This window comes from Pelagibaculum spongiae, assembly GCF_003097315.1.
Taxonomy (GTDB): domain Bacteria; phylum Pseudomonadota; class Gammaproteobacteria; order Enterobacterales; family Pelagibaculaceae; genus Pelagibaculum; species Pelagibaculum spongiae.
Window position 1 is genome coordinate 1 of the sequence record NZ_QDDL01000011.1, and the last position, 20,179, is coordinate 20,179.

Sequence of the window (20,179 nt, forward strand, 5' to 3'; positions counted from 1 at the left end):
ATCGTCAGTTAATCAAATTCCAGGCCACGTCTCTCATCTTTGGAAGGCTCATGCGCCCGGCATGATGTACTACGCCCAAAACAACATGAGTAGCACCCAGTTAATCTATCGAAATTTTACCCGCAGCGTTGCGAACAATATACTGAAAGGGAATAATTTAAATCAAATACAATGCGCAATAGTACACCCTAACGAGGAGTCGATTTTTATATTGTGCGAAAGCAATCTTTATCGCTGGTCTCCACTTACTTCACAAACATTTTCTTTTGCATGCAGGCATCAACCTATTACTAATGCTATAGGCGCTTCTCTACGAGGACAAACAGCATCCAGGTGCCCCCTGATTTTTTCAAGCAATAAGTATGAACTGCATTTAATTCAAAATTACGGAGCAATTCGACAATTCTTTGTGACTACGTCAATGCACACCGCATCAAGAGCAGAGATCGACAACTCACACCTTGCAGGCAATCCACCTTACCTTGCGATTGGTGCATCACCAGATTATTATTTAACATACACATCATCAGCTGGATTAATGAGACAGAAAATTGCTCATGGAGAACAAGCACACCCCTTCTTCGATAACAATGAAGAGACCCTTGATTTTAATGCACCCGATATATCCCGTTATATTATCAGCCCCTGCGGCACATTACTGACTCTAATTTCACCAACGGGTATTTCTACTTGCAACGTAGTACCTATACCAGCACTCATCAAAATATTAAGCGACATGGAATCTTCTATGAAATCTTCTATGAAATCTTCTATAAAATCTTCTAGAGAAGCTGAGCCCTCGTCCGGTTGCACCCTACTTTAAGTGATCACCCGGTGTATTTCATCGAGCATTTTATATGCTAATAAATGAAACCACCGCTGGTTATATATGTGAACTGATTCACCTACCATTATCTTTGCTTCATTTATATCATTTAATTTTCGGATTAAATACTCATTCTTTATAATCCCATTAATCTACTTAGCCGGTACACCTTGATAACCATCATAGCCATTTGTCATTAAACAGCGAACACCAAATCGACGACAAAGCCTTTGATACCAAACCGAAGAATTATGAAAAGCTCAATTTTAATAGTGCGTCCCGGATGATAAATAAAACGGCATTAAAGATAAACGCGAACATCTCGAGCAGCTGGGATTTATGGCAGATGGTCTTATCCAATAATTATTAACTAAAATTAACAGCTTTATTTTACAGATTTAAAACTCTGCTGCATTTGACTCAACACCATTTAAATTACCAACTAATAATCCTGAATCCTGAACTATATTTTGAAGACATCGAGGCTTTAAATAAAATCTTTTTTGGGATACTTCTCAGAGCGAATCTTCCAGTGTGGCTGGACCACAATAAATTTTAAACACGCATTAAAAATGCCGCCCATAAATAAATGGTGCGGCATTTTTATTCTTCAAAAAATATAAAAACTAGCGGAATAAAGACTCGGTCGATAACCCCTGCTTTTCTAGAATTTCTCGCAAGCGGCGAAGTGCTTCAACCTGAATTTGTCTCACTCGCTCACGAGTTAAGCCAATTTCATTACCCACCTCTTCCAGAGTGCTGGTTTCATGTCCACGCAATCCAAAACGACGGGCTAAAACTTCACGTTGCTTTTCAGTCAATTCATCTAACCAGCGATCAATACCTTCGCGCAGATCATCGCCTTGCAACTGCTCTGCCGGATTCAAAGTATTTTCATCAGCAACGGTATCTAGCAGTGATTTATCAGACTCACCACCAATCGGTACATCGACAGATGTTACTCGCTCATTAACACGTAACATGCGTTCAACATCTGCTACCGGCTTACCAAGCTTTTTCGCTATATCTTCTGCACGAGGTTCGTGATCTAGCGTTTGCGCCAATTCACGAGATGTCCGCAGATAGACATTTAATTCTTTAACCACATGAATCGGCAATCGAATGGTTCGAGTCTGATTCATAATGGCACGTTCGATGGTTTGACGAATCCACCAAGTAGCATAAGTTGAGAAACGGAATCCTCGTTCCGGATCAAACTTTTCTACCGCACGGATCAAACCTAAATTGCCTTCCTCAACCAGATCTAATAATGCAAGACCTCGGTTGCTATAACGGCGAGCAATTTTTACTACCAGACGAAGGTTACTTTCAATCATTCTTTTGCGAGCAGCTTCACAGCCTTTCAGCGCCAAACGAGCGTAATGCACTTCTTCTTTAGCAGTTAATAACGGTGAGAAACCAATTTCACCGAGATACATTTGTGTCGCATCAAATCCACCAGCTGCAGGACGACGACCGCGGCGCACCGGTGCTTTTTTCAGACCTAGTTTTTCTTCAAGTTTGCTGGACTTTGGGCTGTCTTTAACAGCCGCCTTTTCTTCAGTATCGTCAGAAGTATTTTTAGGTTCGGTAGCTTCTCCGCCGAGGTCCAATTCTGCTACTTCTGCTGCGTCTACTTCGAAAAGATCCCCATCACTTTTCCCTGTCATGATGAAACCTCACTTATAGATTGTGCGGCTGTTATTTTTATTTTCGCCAATATTTCTCGTTATTCAGGCAATTGATAAAGTGGCAATCCATGCCCACCAATTAGCCTCCCACCCGCTGAGGCAAGTATTTCAGCGGGTCAACAGCTCGACCATCATAACGAATCTGAAAATGTAGATGCACTTTTTTTTGAGGGGTGCTTCCCATTTCGGCTATCTTTTGTCCAGACTTGACAAAGTCTCCTTTTTTAACCAATAACAAATGGTTATGCGCATAGGCACTGATAAATAACTCACTATGCTTAATGATCACCAACTTCCCATAACCTCTTAAACCGCTACCGGAGTAAATTACCTTTCCGGCTTCAGCAGCCGTCACAGAGGCGTTTTTTCGCCCTGCAATATCGATCCCTTGTTGCAGCTCTCGGGAAGGTGAGAAACGACCTGAAATTATCCCGTTTGCAGGCCAACGCCACTTCAAAGCACGCCATTTCTTACTGTTATTTGATGAATGTTTTTTATTGACGCCGGTCAACGTAGCCACTGACTTTCTGACCAATGGCTTTGGCTTAACCTCAGGGGATGGTTTTTTTCTGGATGTTATTTTTGGCTTGGAGTACTTACCCGAAGCATCTTTAGGATTTTTCTTGGCTTGAGACGTGAGATCAGAGTTAGTCTTTTTAACTGGTCTACTGGTATTTGCTGCTAGTAGATTTTTTTGACTGGTTTTACCCTGCCAGGGCTGCTTTAAATTGCCTTGCCAAGGTTTCGCTACTGCTCCTTTCCAGGGCGCTGCCTGATTACCACCATAAGGCGAGGTTTGATTGCCAGAATAAGGTGCATTAGTCGATGACGATCGAACCGAAGTCGTCAGGGCAACCCGCAGTTTTTGCCCGGGGAATATTGTGTAGGGTTTTTTTAACTGATTGCGGCTGGCCAGGCGTTTAAAATCCTGGCCATATTGGCGGGCAATCGAATAAAGGGTTTCGCCCTTGGCAACTGTATGCCAAGCAGGCACTGCTGAAAAAAAAGAATTACTGCTACAACCTGCTAGTAGCACCAGCAGTAAAACAATCAGCAGACGCGGCACAAATTACCCCAGCTGCCTCAACAGATACCAGACCACTGCCAACAAAAGCACACCCCAGCCAATCCATTCAATATGTTTGATCAATCTAGCTTCCATTGCCGGACCACCCCATTTCATTAATCCTGCCACCAGAAAAAAACGACCGCTTCGACCGATAATCGAGCCCAGAATAAATGGCAAAAAAGCGACGTTTAATACGCCTGCGCCAACTGTGAAAACCTTGTAAGGAATCGGAGTAAAGCCAGCAAGTAAAATTGCCCAAAAGCCCCATTCACTAAACCAGCTCACCACCGTATCGAAATGGTGTTGGTAACCTGCCCATTCAATTACCGGCATCACCAAAGTATCGGCAAAAAAGCTGCCTAACATATAGCCGATTACTGCACCGCCAACTGAGCCAATGGTCGCAATTGCTGCAAAACGCCAAGCTTTTTTTGGCTGACTGAGTGCCATAGGCGCCAGCATCGCATCAACCGGTATCGGAAAAAAGATCGACTCGGCAGCACTAAATAAAAACAAATACCAAGACGCAAACTTATGCTGTGCCCATTTCAATACCAACTGATATAGTTTTAAAAACAAGTCAATACTCCCCTAACCGGCTCAACTGGCACAGTTTTATTTTATTTGGTTTTTTTATAGTGAGTGCGATTTAGTTTATACCGCCAAGCAAAGGGACAAATTTAACCGATTCAACAAATTCTGTTTCAAAATTTCGCCCCCGCCGACGAATCACTTGCAGCTGCTGTTGATCATCACCCACAGGAATAATCAATCGCCCACCATCCGCTAATTGCTGCAATAAAGCCTGCGGAATTTCTGGCGGTGCAGCCGTTACAATAATGGCTTCAAACTCACCACCGGCAGGCCAACCTTCATAACCATCTGCATGGCTTAAACGAACATTATTTAACCCCAGCCGAAACAATAAACCAGAAGCGCGCTGCTTGAGCGCTGCAATGCGCTCAATAGAAAAAAGCTGTGGTACCAGCGTTGCCAGAACTGCCGTTTGATAGCCAGAACCTGTGCCGATTTCTAGCACCCTTTGTGGTTCAGGCTCACCTGCCAGTGAATCGCCCAAAACTAGTTCAGTCATTTTAGCAACCATAAATGGCTGGGAAATCGTCTGCCCCAAACCAATTGGTAAGGCGGTGTCTTCATAAGCTCGATGAGATAATGCCTCATCAATAAATAGATGCCGCGGAACCTTAGCAATTGATTCTAAAACTCGCTGATTGGTAATTCCTTGAGCTTCCAGTCGCTTAACCAAACGGTCTCGCGTTCTCTGGGAGGTCATTCCTATGCCTGTTAACGAAAAATCTCGACTACTCACAAACCTTCAACCCACGCTTTAATTTGCTGTTTCTGTTGATGCGCCGTCATATCAACCTGTAGCGGTGTAATCGATACATGGCCTTGCCTGACAGCATAAAAATCAGTGCCGATGCCAGCTTCTTTTTCTGGCGACGGCGGCCCAATCCACATTACCGGATTACCACGACCGTCTTCTCCTCTAATCATCGGTTCACTACGATGCCTAAAGCCTAAGTGCGTCACCTCAGGTGCCTTCAATTGTTCAAAAGGCAGATCAGGGAAATTAATATTTAAAATAGTATCGGCCGGCAATGCATTATATTGAATCTTCTTTAGCAAACTGAGCGTGAAAGTGGCCGCCGCTTCAAAATTTTCTGGCTGAAATGAGTCAACCGACAAGGCAATCGCTGGATAACCCATAAATCGACCCTCGGTAGCAGCCGCCACAGTGCCTGAATAAAGAACATCATCACCCAAATTAGCACCGGCATTTATACCTGACACGACAATATCTGGCTTCCAATGCTCCAATACCCCGGACAACGCCAGATGCACACAATCAGTCGGCGTGCCATTAATTGAACATTGCTGCTGATTAAGCCAGTTTGCTCTTAGCGGGTTTTCCAGAGTCAGCGAATTACTAGCAGCACTTCGATTACGGTCTGGTGCCACCACCCGCAATTCATGCTCGCTGGATAAAACCTTTACCAGCGTTTGTAAACCTGGCGCATGGATTCCATCGTCATTGGATATCAGTATTTTCACTTGGGCTCCATTGCTACAGGTTTAAAGTTATTTCACTAGTTCTAATTACTAGCTAGCCGATCATTAGGTTGTTGGCTGGCGGAACGATAATCAACCAGCTCTCGAATCAACGCTGTTGCATAGCAGCCAGCAGGCAGTTCAAATTGAAGCAGTAAGTCATTCTCTTCAAAACGCCAGCTCAAAGCTTGCGCAAATATGCGCAATGAGCGACGTTTCATTTTCAAACCGTAACTGATTAACCCCACCGCCAAATCACTATGCAGCGAAATAACCTGTTTTTCTAACGAGTAGGCTTGGCCACCGGCCCTAGGTTCGCCTTTTCCATACATAGGTCCGCTTGGACTTAGTTTTCCTTTGGCAACCGTAGCGGCAAACCGAGCAATTTCTGGTGCAAATTTTTGCTTGCCGGTTTCGTGCTCTAATAACAAGTCTGCTTCGATGCACTGATTCCAATTCTGGCGTTGAATTCGCTGTGCAAGGTAATCATTAAAAATCAAACTACGGGCGACTGAAAAATAAAAACCTTGTTTTGACTGGGCGACTGGCTTGTCTTTTTCTAGAAAATCTTTAGCGACGGCAATGTTTTCATAGCCAAATCTTTGCTCAGTAAAGTAGTTAGCAAAACCTTCGGCAGCGATTTTTTGCAGCTTTTGATTTAATTGCTGTTCAATTTCATTCTGCGTGAGTTCAGGCTGGCCTTCTGCAGCTGATAATTGACGAATCCGAATTTCAAAACGGTTGCCTTTGAGCATTCCCGGTTTTAGTGGTTGCTTGCTTCTTTCTCTTTGCAGAATTTTAAAACCAGCAACATGGTCTTGTTGTTCGAGTTTTCTCTCAAAAAAACCGGGCAGGCTAATCCATTGGCGAGTCACCGCATGACGATCTTTAAGCCCGGCATAACCAATTTGCTCTGGCTTCGCTTCAATCGTTTTAGCAATTTCCCGAATCATCCAATCGGTATTGGTTGATTTTTTTTCGACTTGCAGCCACAAAAACTTACCTTCGCCCGATGGTTTTTCTGCTGCGATTTCATCAACAAAAAAATCTTCATCAACCGACTTCAACTGACCTTGAATTGCTGGAACACCGTGAACTTGTGGCCAGTTTTGCTGTGATACCAATGTAAAACTTCCTTTTGAACCATTTAAAACAAGCGAGATAAAACCATTCGAAAATTTAGCTGGCGAGCAGTAACACCACCGACATCGCGGCAATACCTTCGCCACGCCCAGTAAAACCGAGCTTTTCAGTGGTGGTCGCTTTGACATTTACTTGGGACACGTCGACTTGCAAGTCCGCCGCAATATTGGTTTTCATCGTTTCAATATGCGGTGCCATTTTCGGTTTTTGCGCAATAACGGTTAAATCACAATTACCAACTTTGAATTGTTTTTGCTGCAAAAGCTGCATGACATGACGAAGTAAACCTCGGCTATCAGCGCCTTTGAATTCAGGGTCAGTATCAGGAAAGTGATGGCCAATATCGCCCAAGCCTGCAGCACCTAACAGCGCATCTGCTAATGCATGCAACGCAACATCGCCATCAGAGTGGGCAACTAAGCCATGACTGTGCGGTATTTCTACCCCACAAATGGTCACAAAATGCCCTTCACCAAATGCATGGACATCAAAACCCTGACCAATTCTCATGACAACCTTTTCTCCAAAATCCATTGTGCCAGATCGAGATCTTCCGGACTGGTAATTTTAATATTATCGCTACGACCCGAAACCAGCTTAACCGAGTAACCAGCCGCTTCCATCGCCGAAGCATCGTCGGTAACGGTAATTTTCTGCTGTAAAGCTTGTGTCAGCGCTTGTCGTAATTGACCTACACGAAATGCCTGGGGCGTTAACGCCCGCCACAGCATACTCCGATCAACCGTTTTATCTATTTCAGCCGCATTTTGATTGGTCGCTTGCTTAATCGTATCCATCACTGGCGCGGCAAGAATAGCACCGTCAGATTCAGGCAAGGCGTCAAGCAGTTTTTGTAAATCCTGATCACTCAAACAAGGTCGTGCTGCATCGTGCACTAGCACCCAGTCATCGTCATCCGCCAAAATAGAAAGCTGCTGTAAGCCATTTAACACACTATCGCAACGCTCTTTACCACCATTGGCAATCATCAGCTTTGGATTGCGGATATTGAGCCCGGTAAAATATTCATCTTCTGGCGAGAGCAACAATAACACGCCAGAAAACTGTTCATTATCGAGAAAAATATTCAGTGTTTGTTGCAAAATTGTTCCAGATCCCAGCGGCAGGTATTGCTTAGGGCAGCTAGCTTGCATTCTTTTTCCAACGCCAGCGGCGGGAATGATCACCCAATACTTCAATCTACTACTCACTATCAGGTTCAATTACCTGAACAAAGGTTTCGCCACGCCGGATCATACCCAGCTCGGCCCGTGCTCGCTCTTCAACTGCTTCTAAGCTTTGCTTTAAGCCTTTCACTTCAGCTGACAGCTGAGCATTTTGCTGCTCAAGTTCGCCATTACCTTGCTTCTGAGAAACAATTTCAGCATCCAATCGGGTTAATCGCAGATAGCCGCTATCGCCCAGCCAAAGTTTGTACTGGAGCCCGGAGAACATGATTAAAAGCACTAAAGGTAGATATTTCATGCAGTGATGTTAACAGCGCCAAGCCAGCCTTTGAGGATATTAACCAAAACAGGGCCATATGGCTGTAGTTTACCCTGCTCAGGCTGCAGAAGATCGTCAATCAAGCACATTAGAGTTTCTTCACTCTCTGTAAATATTTCATCTGGATTTTCGTTGTAACTCCAAATAAGTGCCTCGACCAATCTCTTTCGCTTCTCAATTAATGACCGATTATTATCTCGTTCGCCACCTAATCGAAGAACATCTATCGTTTGCCGTGCTTGTTCTGTGAGCCCTTTCACCCGACCATTAATAGTGAACTGTAATTCTGTTTCACATTCTTGCATTAAGGGCATTAACCCCAGTGCCTGAGAACCATGCGCATCATCACACTGGGCAAGGGTTTTACAACTAGCAACGATATTGTTGAAATCAAGACTTAAATCGGGCGCCAATCGACGGGCTTGCACATGCTCATTGCGGGTATCTTCAGCAGCGCCTGAAATCTCACAACAGCAATAGGCGCACAAGAAGTATTGCTCTTTAGTGCAGGCTTCACCGACATCTGCCAACACCCTTGCATCATTGTCATTTTGAGGACTCAAATCAGAGTAGCGGTTCGACGGGTTTCGCCTTTTATAAGATTCAAGACTGACTGGAGACAGATTTTTAGTGATTTTTCTCACGCTTGAGCTCCAGTTTTCTTAATAACAATCTCGCTCTCATCAATTCAATATTATCCGCAGAAAGTTGTTGCTCTAATTCTTCAAGCTGGCCGCATGCATCTACAATACGCACCTCCTGAATCGAATCAAACAAAGCATCTATCTTTTGCTCAACTTCAGAGTTACGAATATTGGTGTTCATTACATCTAGCAAAACCGAATTTACATCTTTACCAAATTGCGATGGCAGCTGTGAAACCTCTCCGTCATTCAGTAAATATGTAAGAATGTTGCGGTTATCACTAATCACAATCGGTGAATGGGTGGTTAGTACAAATTGAATATTTGGAAAAGTAGAAGTCAAACGCTGAATTAAACTTCTTTGCCATTGCGGATGTAAATGCAGGTCAACCTCATCAATCAACACTACGCCATCACCATGCAGCGGGTTTTCCAAAGCAGGATTCATCATCGCTAACCGGCGAGCGATATCACCCACCAAAGCCATTAGACTTTTCTCGCCCTGAGATAACTGGGAAACATCAAAGGTTTCACCGTTTTTATCTACCGACATATGTAGCCGAGGCTTGCGGCGCACTCTGAGGTTTTTAAGATCCGGCATGAAACTGGAGATTGCAGAGCGAACCGCAGTTAATTGACGATCTTTTTTAGATTCAATAAGCTGCTCCAACCTCTGCAATGCTTGTTCATCACTCTTTAGTTCTTTTTTTAGTAGCGTTATTGTTTCGTCAGAAACACCCCGTTCATTTTCAACATCTTCACGTTCTCTAAACCACTCAAAAAAGCGGCGAAAATCTACACTTTGCCCTAGCGAATTTTCGAAGCCATCAATTTGCTGAAGTAAACGTTTCTTGCGAATTTTTAGTGGAATATCTAAAACGCCACGCTCTGCTGGATAAAAAGCTACCAACGGCAACGAAGCAGAAGGGTCATCCGTCAACCTTTGCCGAAAAAAATTGGCTAGCAAAGCCAGTTCTTGCAAGTCTGATTGAAACCGTCCGTTCTTACCTTTACGCTTCCTGGCAAGTTCCCAATCCCGTTCTTGGAAGTCCTTCAAGAGCCGTTCCCGTACACATACCCCGATTAATGCATCATTGGCAGAATTACGAATACTATCTTCCTCGATTAGCTTACCAACGCCTTTTTCAGAGGAAATCCTAGCGACTAACCAACTAAGAGAAGTCGCCACAGCTTGTAGCAACGTTGTCTTTCCAGAACCATTATTACCAATTACAACAGTCGCGTTGCTATCTGGATAGTCGTCAGTTGGAGCGACTTTGATTGTCTGCGACTCATACATACCGATATCGCAGATTTTGAAGTATTTAATTTCCATGTTTTAGCAGCCTCGCTCTACGCCGTTGTTAGCCAAAGCCTCAAATAATTTACAGTGTTTGCGAATAACAGGCAGGCCAATTTCTAATGCAACCAAACTATCAACAACGATTTTTACACGAAATAAAGAAATCATTTTTCCTAACGCCATTAGCACCAATCCGTAAATTCAACTGATTTAACTTCAGTTGCTACGATTTCTGGATAGAAAATGATTGGATGTCACTCAGAAGTGAATATCCCTTGAAATGTTTTCCTAGCATCAACGACAATTCTACTGCGAAAGTTGATTCAAATGACTAGATGCAACCAACATAGCCTAAGCCTAAATAGACTTTTATCAATAACAACCATGCAATAATGGATGATGATTGCGATACAAAGAAGACGCGAGAACTAATGGTGTTCAAAACAATCATCTCGCACTTTAAAAAAAGTGCGCAACTAGAAAACAAAATCGAGATACTCTCAGAGTGTCAAAGTGAACAAAAACATATAATAGAGACGCTTATTAAAAAAGAGAAGCTACTTGAGCATAAAATCAACAAACTCGAATTGGCCTGCCAAAATATTAAAAACAAACAACTTAAACAAATAGTTCTAGCTCCAATATCGCCTACGAAAACCAACACAACTAATATCAAAAGTGCTGATCGATTCCAGAGTAAAACTTTTAATTCATTCGGCCAATTCAAACCTACACACAAGAAGAGAACACAGAATCACACGGCTTTGTTCGAAAAACAAAGCATTGAAGACAGTATTGCCTTAGATATTGCTGTCCAAGAGAACACATACGGCCGTGACAATTTTGGCGACAATAAAGATGATTATGATGGTGATGATTTCTCTGACAATGAAGATAGAGATGATCGCTACTAACTTCCAAAAACCAAAAAACCGGCTAAGAAGCCGGTTTTTTGTCAACGCTAGTTTTTAACAATTAGCGCTGCTGGTTGAATGCTTTCAAACCAGGATATTCAACGTCGCCCAGCGCTTCTTCGATACGCAGCAACTGGTTGTACTTTGATACACGGTCAGAACGGCACAGAGAACCTGTTTTAATCTGGCCAGCAGCAGTACCAACCGCTAAATCAGCAATAGTTGCATCTTCAGTTTCACCTGAACGGTGAGAGATAACTGCTGTGTAACCCGCATCTTTAGCCATCTTGATCGCGTCCAGAGTTTCGGTCAAAGAACCGATCTGGTTGAATTTGATCAGGATAGAGTTAGCGATACCTTTGTCGATACCTTCTTGCAGGATCTTGGTGTTAGTTACGAACAAGTCGTCACCAACGATTTGGATCTTGTCACCCATGATCTTGGTCTGGTATGCGAAACCATCCCAATCTGATTCGTTCAAACCATCTTCAATAGAGATGATTGGATATTGTTCAGCCAACTCAGCCAAGAAGTCAGAGAAACCTTCTGAAGAGAAGATTTTGCCTTCGCCTTTCAGGTTGTATTGACCGTCTTCGTAGAATTCAGAAGCTGCACAGTCCAGCGCCAGAGTAATATCTGTGCCCAGTTTGTAGCCAGCTGCTTCAACAGCAATCTTGATTACTGCTAACGCTTCAGCGTTAGAAGACAAGTTTGGCGCGAATCCACCTTCATCGCCAACTGCAGTGCTCAAGCCGCGATCAGACAGAACTTTTTTCAGTGAATGGAATACTTCAGCACCCATACGCAGTGCTTCACGGAAGCTAGTTGCGCTCACTGGCTGAATCATGAACTCTTGGATATCAACGTTGTTGTCAGCGTGCTCGCCACCATTGATGATGTTCATCATTGGTACCGGCATGCGGTAAACACCAGGAGTGCCGTTCAAATCAGCAATGTGCTGGAACAAAGGAATGCGCTTTTCAGCAGCAACCGCTTTAGCCGCTGCTAAAGAAACTGCCAAGATTGCGTTTGCACCCAGCTTAGCTTTGTTTTCAGTACCGTCTAATTCGATCATCAGGTTATCGATTGCGCGCTGATCTGCAGCGTCCTTACCAATCAATGCTGGAGTGATCAGGTCTTTAATGTTGCTAACTGCAGTCAGAACACCTTTACCCATGTAACGAGACTTATCGCCGTCACGTAATTCCAACGCTTCGCGTGAACCAGTTGAAGCACCGGAAGGAGCGCATGCCATACCCATGGCACCGGATTCCAGATGTACTTCAGCTTCAACAGTCGGGTTGCCCCGAGAGTCCATGATTTCGCGACCAATAATTTTAGCGATAATTGCCATAAAGCCTATTCTCCAAAATAACAGCAGAAAAAGGATAGCTGCGGGCCCAAAGCCCTCTTAAATTCCAACAGTCAATTCAAACGAATGCTTATGCATCTCGTTGATTGATTGCTGCCTTAACAAAACTGGTAAAGAGTGGATGTCCATCTCTTGGAGTTGATGTGAACTCCGGGTGGAACTGACAAGCTAGGAACCATGGGTGATTCTCTATCTCGACCATTTCGACCAACTGTCCATCCTCTGAACGACCAGACACTTTCAAGCCTGCTTGTTCAATCTGAGTTACCAACTCACCATTAACTTCATAACGATGGCGATGACGCTCAAAGACTGAAGCGGAGCCGTAAACTTTAGCCGCTAGGCTGTCTGGCTCTAATAAACATGTCTGAGCACCCAAACGCATAGTACCGCCTAAGTCGGCAGCCGCATCACGCTGTTCTACTTCGCCATCTGACCGTTTCCATTCGGTGATTAAACCGACCACTGGATGCGGCGTATCTGGCTTAAATTCGGTGCTGTGAGCATTGTCCATTCCCGCCTGATGGCGCGCATATTCAATCACAGCAACCTGCATTCCCAGACAAATACCTAAATAAGGTACTTTGTTTTCACGAGCGAAACGGGCAGCAATAATTTTGCCTTCAACGCCCCGCTCACCGAACCCGCCAGGCACCAAAATCGCATCCATTTGCTTGAGTTTATCTGTGCCTTCATATTCCAAAGATTCAGAATCGATATAGCAAACTTCCACTTTGGTTCTGGTATGAATACCAGCGTGACTCAAAGATTCGGTTAAAGATTTGTAGGCATCGGACAAGTCCATATATTTGCCTACCATGGCGATTTTTACTCGCGATGTTGGGTTGAGTTGTGCATCGACAACTTGTTCCCATTCGCTCAAATCTGCCGGCGAGCATTGTAAGCGAAAACGATCAACAATAAGCTGATCCAGCCCCTGATCACTTAGCATTTGCGGAATTCGATAAATAGAATCCACGTCTTGGCAAGAAATAACCGCTTCTTCATCCACATTGGTGAACAAGGCAATCTTACGGCGCTCATTACCTTCAACGCCACGCTCACTCCGGCAAACCAAAACATCTGGCTGTATACCAATAGAACGCAGTTCTTTAACAGAATGCTGAGTCGGCTTGGTTTTGATTTCGCCAGCAGCGCCAATATACGGCACCAATGTTAAGTGCAAGAACATGGTGTTTTTGCTGCTTTCTTCGACTCGCATTTGGCGAATGGCTTCCAAAAACGGCATCGCCTCAATATCACCTACGGTACCGCCAATTTCAACCATGGCAATATCAGCACCAGCAGCGCCAGCACGCACTCGACGTTTGATTTCATCGGTAATATGAGGAATAACCTGAACCGTGCTGCCGTTATAATCACCACGACGCTCTTTACGAATAACGCTCTCGTAAACACGGCCAGTAGTGAAGTTCTGTTTTTGGGTCATTGTGGTACGAATGAAACGTTCGTAGTGACCTAAATCGAGATCAGTTTCGGCACCATCTTCGGTTACGAACACTTCGCCATGCTGATAAGGACTCATAGTCCCTGGATCTACATTGATGTAGGGATCCAGTTTCAGCATAGTGATCTTCAGGCCTCTAGCCTCCAGAATGGCGGCAAGGGAAGCGGCGGTAATACCTTTACCAAGCGATGAAACGACACCACCGGTAACAAAAACGTATTGAGTCATGAGAAGCCCTGAAAAACCAATAAAAACGAGTGGAATTCAAGGAAGGGCATAATACCGAAATTTATTGGCAGGCTCAATTGATCCCAGTAGGCAAAGCTGAGAAATCACACAAAATTTTATAATTAACATTGTCAGTTCTGGTTGCCATTTTAATCCCTGCAATCGCTACAAGCCCCTGATCATCAACAATTAGCGGCCAATAGTCTCGATACCAAAGTGGTATTCCTGCTTGATTCATTAACCGACCAACTGACTCAAATCTACCGCTTGTTGAGCACTGCAACTTTAGCCCGGTAACCCCAAAAACCAGCCTTAACTCAACGTTTGGTAACTCGTTACCTTGCGCTGAAAGCTCAAAAGATTCTGTAGTCAATATTGGCTGCTGCTGCGGGTTCCAAAAACTATTTTGCGCCTGTTGCTGTAATTGCTCGATTAACCGACCTTCAACTAACCAAAGCATTTGCCCATAACAGGCCATAAAACTGCCGTCGGTTAAATCCTGCCGAGGGCTTGCGGTGCTATTAGCCGATTTCAACTGACGAACAAATTCCTGCAAACGAATTTCTGGCAAGCTTCTTTGGCCCGCCTGACTGAGCCAATAACGCAGCAGGTTGATCAAACGATCATCGTCTAGCTGTTGCAATGGTTTTAAGTCCAGCCGATTGCCCGGCAATAGAACCTGCGCTAAATCCTGATCGGCTAATTGATCTAATAATCGGTTCGCTTGCTGCATTCGCCGGGCGGTAGCGCTCAGCACCCGATCAATTCCCTGCCATTGCTGACGGATTTGCGGCAGAAACTGATTGCGAATCAAATTACGCCGAAACAAATTTTCAGCATTTGATTCATCTTCAATCCATTCGATGGATTGCAGCTTTAACCATTCAGTTAACTGCTGCCGTGGCAGATGCAATAAAGGTCGCAGTAAATAACCCGAAGCAAACATTCGCCAATCGGCCATTGCCGATAAACCTTTGACTCCGGCACCACGGAACAATCGTAGCAATAATGTTTCTGATTGATCTTGCAGGTGATGACCAACTAACAAAGCATCATCCGGCTGCATTAGCTGGCTAAAAACCTGATAACGGGCATCACGCGCCAACTCTTCAAGGCTTTGTCTTGGCTGGGGGTTTAACTGGACTGAAACGGATTTGAATTCGATCGATAACTGCTCGGCCTGATGCTGGCAATGCTGCTGCCACTGGCTAGCATTTTCAGAAAGTTGATGATTAATATGCACCGCCAGCAATTGCGACTTGGGCAACAACTGAGCAGCGAGATGAAGCAAAGCAGTGGAGTCTCGACCACCACTAAAGGCGATCAGAAATTTATGGGGAGCAACTGGCAGGGCATTTAAAATGCCCTGCAGTTGTTGTTCGAACTGGGTTACTAGCGAATCAGATGCCATATCCCATCAGTCGCTGATAGCGACGATCCAGACGTTCCTGTTCAGTTAATGCTTTGATCTCGGCCAGAGAAGTGCGCAATGCATCTCCTAAGCTAGAAGCCATCGCCTGGGGCTGGCGATGTGCACCGCCCAATGGCTCAGGTACGATTTGATCGATCAAACCGTTATCTAATAATTTATCAGCGGTCAGGCCCATTGCTTCTGCGGCATCCGAGGCTTTTTCGGCGCTCTTCCACAAAATGGTAGCGCAGCCTTCTGGTGAAATAACTGAGTAGGTGCTGTTTTGCAGCATCATTACCTTGTCACCCACACCAATTGCCAAAGCACCACCAGAACCACCTTCGCCAATTACCGTACAAATGACCGGTACTCTCAGCTGAGACATTTCTCGAAGGTTACGGGCAATCGCTTCACTTTGACCGCGCTCTTCAGCGCCAACACCTGGATAGGCACCTGGAGTGTCGATAAAAGTAAAAATTGGAATACCAAACTTGTCGGCCATCTGCATTAGACGCAAAGCCTTGCGATAACCTTCAGGCTTAGGCATGCCAAAATTACGCTCTACCTTAGTTGCAGTATCGCGACCTTTTTGATGACCAATGATCATCACAGGCTGATCATCAAAACGAGCCAATCCACCAACGATTGCCTTATCGTCAGCGTACATACGGTCGCCATGTAACTCTTGGAAATCGGTAAATAATTCTTCGATATAATCCAAGGTATAAGGACGCAATGGATGGCGGGCCAATTGGCTCACCTGCCATGCGGTCAAATTTGAGAAAATTTTCTCAGTCAGGGTACGGGCTGATGCTTCAAGCTTACTGAGGACCTCGGTAATATCACCCTCAGTGTCGTTACCTATCCGGCGAAGCTCTTCAATTTTTGCTTCAAGCTCAGCGATAGGCTGCTCAAAATCCAGAAAATTCAGATTCATTGATACACTCTATGTTGTTGGTCGTGACGCCTCACGGCCTACCCCGAATAGTCAATTTTGCAACGCTTACGACCGAGTAACTCTTCTAGTTGATGCAATAATTCATCATCTAGATTGAGCTTCCAGTCTTCGCTCGCCGCCAGACTACCAATTGCGCTATGGCCTTGATAATCAAAACGGACACTGCACTGGCCATTCGTATGTTGTTCCAGTAATGATCGTAGCTGCTCCAAACTTGCCGGAGTCAACTCACCTTGCTTAAGAGAAATTCTCAAACAACGCGCATGGGACGATCTTGCTTCAGCCATCGAATGCAGTTTCTTAACCTGCATTTTTTGACCGCCACTGAAGTCGTCATGGACTACTTCACCGTCGATCACTAATACTTTATCAACCGCCAGTTTTTCAGCGTTTTTGTCATAGTCTTCACCAAAGATCGCAACTTCAATTCTGCCGCTACGATCATCCAGCGTGACAAATGCCATTCGCTTACCGGTCTTGGTCAACTTGGTTCTAAACGCAAGAACCAGACCCGCAATAGTAACACTAACTCCCCGAGCAGGCTTTAAATCTGCAATCCGCTGACACCGCATCCGCTTCAGTTCAGGCAGATAATCATCAATAGGGTGGCCGGTCAGATACAAGCCTAGCGTTTCTTTTTCACCATGCAATCGCTGCTGTTGTCGCCAGGCTGGAGCTGCTACAAACTGCGGTTGTTCGGCATCTGCCTCACCAAAGGCAACTGCACCAAACAAGTCATTTTGCCCCAATGCAGCGGCTTTTGCTTGCTGTTCTGCTGCTTTGATTGCACCTTCTAATGTCGCCATTAAACGTGAGCGAGAATCAAAGACTTTTAATCCTTGTTCAACCGGTGCCAACAAATCTAATGCGCCAGCACGAATCAAAGATTCTAGTACCCGGCGATTGGCTTTTTTCAGGTCGATCCGATTACAAAAATCAAACAGATCTTTAAATGGCCCGTTGGTTTGTCGTTCATTAACAATACCTTCAATCGCGCCTTCACCTACCCCTTTAACCGCACCCAGACCATAAACTACTTGATCTTGCTCGTTGACGGTAAATTTATAGGCCGAGCTATTTACGTCTGGCGGCGTGACGGTCAGTTTCATGTCACGACAATCTTCGATCAAGATAACTACTTTTTCAGTATTATCCATATCCGAAGAACAAACCGCTGCCATAAAGGCTGCTGGATAGTGCGTTTTAAGCCATAGGGTTTGATAAGAAACCAATGCATAAGCAGCAGAGTGAGATTTGTTAAAACCATAACCAGCAAACTTTTCCATTAAGTCAAAAATAGGGCCCGACAGCTCACGACTAACATTGTTTGTCTCAGCACCATCTTGGAAAAGAAGTCGCTGCTCTTGCATCACCTCGACTTTCTTTTTACCCATTGCACGACGCAATAAGTCAGCACCACCCAATGAAAATTTCGCCAATACCTGGGCAATCTGCATCACTTGTTCTTGGTACAGAATAATGCCGTAGGTGGGTTCTAAAACCGGCTTCAAGTCTGGGTGTTGATAATCGGCATGCGGGTAAGCAACAACTGCCTTTCCATGCTTACGGTTGATAAAGTCATCTACCATGCCCGAGCCCAAAGGCCCCGGCCGGAACAACGCTACCAGTGCGATAATATCTTCAAAACAATCTGGCTGAAGTCGCTTAATCAGATCCTTCATACCGCGAGATTCCAGCTGGAAAACTGCGGTGGTACAGCAGTCTTTCAATACCCTAAATGATTTAGGATCTTCCAAAGGAATCCGGGCGATATCGATTAAATCTTCACCGATTTGTTTTTTCTTGGCATTAATTATTTCCAATGCCCAATCGATAATGGTCAGGGTTCTTAGACCCAAAAAGTCGAATTTAACCAATCCGACCGCTTCCACATCATCTTTGTCTAGTTGGGTGACTAAGCCACCACCTTCACCATCAGAAAGCAGCGGGGTAAAGTCAGTTAACAGCGAAGGAGATATTACAACACCACCGGCGTGTTTGCCGGTTTGCCGGGTAATACCTTCTAGCGACAAACCCATATCAAGCAGTGCAGTGACTTCTTCGTCGTTGTCGTATAAATCTTTTAGCACTGGCTCCATTTCCAGTGCTTTGGTCAGCGTCATGCCTAAATCAAACGGAACCAGTTTAGTAATTCGATCAACAAAGCCATACGGATGACCTAATACACGGCCAACATCTCGAATAACGCCTTTTGCTGCCATGGTGCCGAAAGTGGCAATCTGAGAAACACTCTCCCGGCCATAAGTATTGGCAACATATTCAATCACCCGGTCACGACCTTCCATGCAAAAGTCGATATCAAAATCGGGCATGGAAACCCGCTCTGGATTCAAAAATCGCTCAAACAGCAAGTCATATTCAAGCGGATCCAAGTCGGTGATTTTTTGCGCGTAGGCCACCAATGAACCAGCACCAGAACCACGACCTGGCCCAACTGGCACGCCGTTATCTTTAGCCCACTGAATGAAGTCCATTACGATTAAGAAGTAACCGGGAAAACCCATCTGACAGATAACATCGAGTTCAATCTGTAAACGCTCATCGTAGGGCTTTCGAATTTCAGCAAAGTTTTCTGCATTCCGGTCGAACAGAAAATCTAATCGTTCTTCCAAGCCATCCCAAGAGACCTTGCAAAAAAACTCATCAATCGTCATGCCTTCTGGAATCGGATAATTCGGTAAATAATAGGTGCCTAATCCAATTTCGATATTACAGCGTTTGGCAATTTCAACACTGTTTTCTAGCGCCTCAGGGATATCTGAAAACAGCTCGCACATTTCTGCTTCACTACGAAGATACTGCTGCTGGCTGTAATTTTTTTCTCGGCGCGGGTCGTCTTGCGTTACGCCGTCATGAACACAAACTCGAACTTCATGGGCGTTAAAATCATCGGCTTTAAGAAAGCGAACGTCGTTAGTCGCCACTACCGGTACATTGTTTTGCGTGGCTAAGTCGACCGCGGCAAATAGATATTCATCTTCATTGGGTCGGCCGGTTCGCTGCAATTCGATATAAAAACGATCAGAGTAAAGCTTTTGCCAATGCGCCAGCAAACTAGCGGCTAATTCTGGTTTTCCTGATAAAAGCGCCTGGCCAATATCACCCTCTCTGGCACCAGATAGTACAATGACATCTTCATTTTCATCGTCCAGCCACTGGTATTTAATCAATGGCAAACCGGTTTGCTGACCTTCGATATAAGCTCTGGAAATAAGCCGGGTAATATTTCGATAGCCATCGGCAGTCATTGCCAGCAAGGTCATACGAAATGGATGATCTTGGTCTTGCTCGTTTTCCAGCAAAATATCGACGCCACAAATAGGCTTTACACCTGCGCCCATCGCTGCACGATAAAATTTAATCAGGCCGAAAAAATTGCAGTTATCGGTTAAGGCAACTGCGGGCATTTGTTGCTCGGCGCACATCTTGACCAGCGGCTTAAGCCGAACTAGGCCATCCACTAATGAATATTCAGAATGTAAGCGAAGATGTACAAAACGAGGGGTCATGAAAAGACTCTTGTTTCAGTGGTCAGCCTGCAACCGGTCGAAA

Annotated in this window: 19 protein-coding genes; 2 read left to right on the plus strand and 17 right to left on the minus strand. The window is 44.7% G+C overall.

Features of this window, described 5'->3' with window-relative positions:
* A partial coding sequence (locus tag DC094_RS21915) for a hypothetical protein (RefSeq protein WP_206605700.1) occupies positions 1 to 823 on the plus strand: 823 nt, incomplete at its 5' end.
* Positions 824 to 1,452: 629 nt separating this feature from the next.
* Here the strand turns inward: DC094_RS21915 and rpoS are convergent.
* The 12 genes from rpoS to DC094_RS22195 form a co-directional block, all read right to left on the minus strand.
* On the minus strand, positions 1,453 to 2,496 hold the full coding sequence (gene rpoS, locus DC094_RS18610; protein WP_116688637.1) for an RNA polymerase sigma factor RpoS: 1,044 nt from the start codon (positions 2,494 to 2,496) through the stop codon (positions 1,453 to 1,455).
* 100 nt (positions 2,497 to 2,596) lie between these two features.
* Complete coding sequence (locus DC094_RS18615) at positions 2,597 to 3,583, minus strand: peptidoglycan DD-metalloendopeptidase family protein (RefSeq protein WP_116688638.1); 987 nt, start codon at positions 3,581 to 3,583, stop codon at positions 2,597 to 2,599.
* 3 nt (positions 3,584 to 3,586) lie between these two features.
* A complete protein-coding gene (locus DC094_RS18620) occupies positions 3,587 to 4,165 on the minus strand; it encodes a YqaA family protein (protein WP_206605701.1) in 579 nt (192 codons plus the stop codon).
* Between the two features lie 70 nt (positions 4,166 to 4,235).
* Positions 4,236 to 4,880, minus strand: a complete 645-nt coding sequence (locus DC094_RS18625; RefSeq protein ID WP_116688640.1) for a protein-L-isoaspartate(D-aspartate) O-methyltransferase — start codon at positions 4,878 to 4,880, stop codon at positions 4,236 to 4,238.
* Between the two features lie 32 nt (positions 4,881 to 4,912).
* The gene (gene surE / locus DC094_RS18630; RefSeq protein ID WP_116688641.1) at positions 4,913 to 5,662 is read right to left on the minus strand and encodes a 5'/3'-nucleotidase SurE; all 750 of its coding nucleotides are present in this window, start codon (positions 5,660 to 5,662) and stop codon (positions 4,913 to 4,915) included.
* 41 nt (positions 5,663 to 5,703) lie between these two features.
* On the minus strand, positions 5,704 to 6,783 hold the full coding sequence (truD, locus tag DC094_RS18635) for a tRNA pseudouridine(13) synthase TruD (RefSeq protein WP_158527389.1): 1,080 nt from the start codon (positions 6,781 to 6,783) through the stop codon (positions 5,704 to 5,706).
* Between the two features lie 55 nt (positions 6,784 to 6,838).
* Positions 6,839 to 7,312 (minus strand): 2-C-methyl-D-erythritol 2,4-cyclodiphosphate synthase, encoded by a 474-nt coding sequence (gene ispF, locus DC094_RS18640; RefSeq protein WP_116688643.1) that lies wholly within the window; start codon positions 7,310 to 7,312, stop codon positions 6,839 to 6,841.
* Entirely contained in the window at positions 7,309 to 8,013 is a 705-nt protein-coding gene (ispD, locus tag DC094_RS18645; protein WP_116688644.1) for a 2-C-methyl-D-erythritol 4-phosphate cytidylyltransferase, read from the minus strand. The genes ispF and ispD overlap by 4 nt, the downstream gene beginning before the upstream one ends.
* Complete coding sequence (gene ftsB, locus DC094_RS18650) at positions 8,006 to 8,287, minus strand: cell division protein FtsB (protein ID WP_116688645.1); 282 nt, start codon at positions 8,285 to 8,287, stop codon at positions 8,006 to 8,008. Before ftsB ends, ispD begins: the two co-directional genes overlap by 8 nt.
* A complete protein-coding gene (locus DC094_RS18655) occupies positions 8,284 to 8,952 on the minus strand; it encodes an HNH endonuclease family protein (RefSeq protein WP_116688646.1) in 669 nt (222 codons plus the stop codon). The genes ftsB and DC094_RS18655 overlap by 4 nt, the downstream gene beginning before the upstream one ends.
* Positions 8,936 to 10,288 (minus strand): AAA family ATPase, encoded by a 1,353-nt coding sequence (locus DC094_RS18660; RefSeq protein WP_116688647.1) that lies wholly within the window; start codon positions 10,286 to 10,288, stop codon positions 8,936 to 8,938. Before DC094_RS18660 ends, DC094_RS18655 begins: the two co-directional genes overlap by 17 nt.
* A 3-nt stretch (positions 10,289 to 10,291) precedes the next feature.
* The gene (locus DC094_RS22195) at positions 10,292 to 10,438 is read right to left on the minus strand and encodes a hypothetical protein (RefSeq protein WP_158527390.1); all 147 of its coding nucleotides are present in this window, start codon (positions 10,436 to 10,438) and stop codon (positions 10,292 to 10,294) included.
* A gap of 209 nt (positions 10,439 to 10,647) precedes the next feature.
* Here DC094_RS22195 and DC094_RS18665 point away from each other — a divergent pair, with 209 nt between their 5' ends.
* Positions 10,648 to 11,169: a hypothetical protein gene (locus DC094_RS18665; protein WP_116688648.1), complete on the plus strand. Its 522-nt coding sequence runs from the start codon at positions 10,648 to 10,650 to the stop codon at positions 11,167 to 11,169.
* A 61-nt stretch (positions 11,170 to 11,230) separates the two neighbouring features.
* Here the strand turns inward: DC094_RS18665 and eno are convergent, their stop codons facing one another.
* The 5 genes from eno to dnaE form a co-directional block, all read right to left on the minus strand.
* A complete protein-coding gene (gene eno, locus DC094_RS18670; RefSeq protein ID WP_116688649.1) occupies positions 11,231 to 12,523 on the minus strand; it encodes a phosphopyruvate hydratase in 1,293 nt (430 codons plus the stop codon).
* Between the two features lie 88 nt (positions 12,524 to 12,611).
* Entirely contained in the window at positions 12,612 to 14,237 is a 1,626-nt protein-coding gene (gene pyrG, locus DC094_RS18675) for a CTP synthase (protein ID WP_116688650.1), read from the minus strand.
* A gap of 73 nt (positions 14,238 to 14,310) precedes the next feature.
* Positions 14,311 to 15,648, minus strand: a complete 1,338-nt coding sequence (tilS, locus tag DC094_RS18680; RefSeq protein WP_116688651.1) for a tRNA lysidine(34) synthetase TilS — start codon at positions 15,646 to 15,648, stop codon at positions 14,311 to 14,313.
* Positions 15,638 to 16,585, minus strand: a complete 948-nt coding sequence (gene accA, locus DC094_RS18685; protein ID WP_116688652.1) for an acetyl-CoA carboxylase carboxyl transferase subunit alpha — start codon at positions 16,583 to 16,585, stop codon at positions 15,638 to 15,640. Before accA ends, tilS begins: the two co-directional genes overlap by 11 nt.
* A gap of 38 nt (positions 16,586 to 16,623) precedes the next feature.
* The gene (dnaE, locus tag DC094_RS18690) at positions 16,624 to 20,136 is read right to left on the minus strand and encodes a DNA polymerase III subunit alpha (RefSeq protein WP_116688653.1); all 3,513 of its coding nucleotides are present in this window, start codon (positions 20,134 to 20,136) and stop codon (positions 16,624 to 16,626) included.
* Positions 20,137 to 20,179 lie beyond the last annotated feature (43 nt).

Coding starts and splice junctions, on each gene's coding strand:
- DC094_RS18660 (WP_116688647.1), bottom strand. CDS start 10,288: ATGGAAATTAAATACTTCAAAATCTGCGATATCGGTATGTATGAGTCG.
- ftsB (WP_116688645.1), bottom strand. CDS start 8,287: ATGAAATATCTACCTTTAGTGCTTTTAATCATGTTCTCCGGGCTCCAG.
- pyrG (WP_116688650.1), bottom strand. CDS start 14,237: ATGACTCAATACGTTTTTGTTACCGGTGGTGTCGTTTCATCGCTTGGT.
- dnaE (WP_116688653.1), bottom strand. CDS start 20,136: ATGACCCCTCGTTTTGTACATCTTCGCTTACATTCTGAATATTCATTA.
- eno (WP_116688649.1), bottom strand. CDS start 12,523: ATGGCAATTATCGCTAAAATTATTGGTCGCGAAATCATGGACTCTCGG.
- accA (WP_116688652.1), bottom strand. CDS start 16,585: ATGAATCTGAATTTTCTGGATTTTGAGCAGCCTATCGCTGAGCTTGAA.
- DC094_RS22195 (WP_158527390.1), bottom strand. CDS start 10,438: ATGGCGTTAGGAAAAATGATTTCTTTATTTCGTGTAAAAATCGTTGTT.
- rpoS (WP_116688637.1), bottom strand. CDS start 2,496: ATGACAGGGAAAAGTGATGGGGATCTTTTCGAAGTAGACGCAGCAGAA.
- DC094_RS18665 (WP_116688648.1), top strand. CDS start 10,648: ATGGATGATGATTGCGATACAAAGAAGACGCGAGAACTAATGGTGTTC.
- ispF (WP_116688643.1), bottom strand. CDS start 7,312: ATGAGAATTGGTCAGGGTTTTGATGTCCATGCATTTGGTGAAGGGCAT.
- DC094_RS18625 (WP_116688640.1), bottom strand. CDS start 4,880: ATGACCTCCCAGAGAACGCGAGACCGTTTGGTTAAGCGACTGGAAGCT.
- tilS (WP_116688651.1), bottom strand. CDS start 15,648: ATGGCATCTGATTCGCTAGTAACCCAGTTCGAACAACAACTGCAGGGC.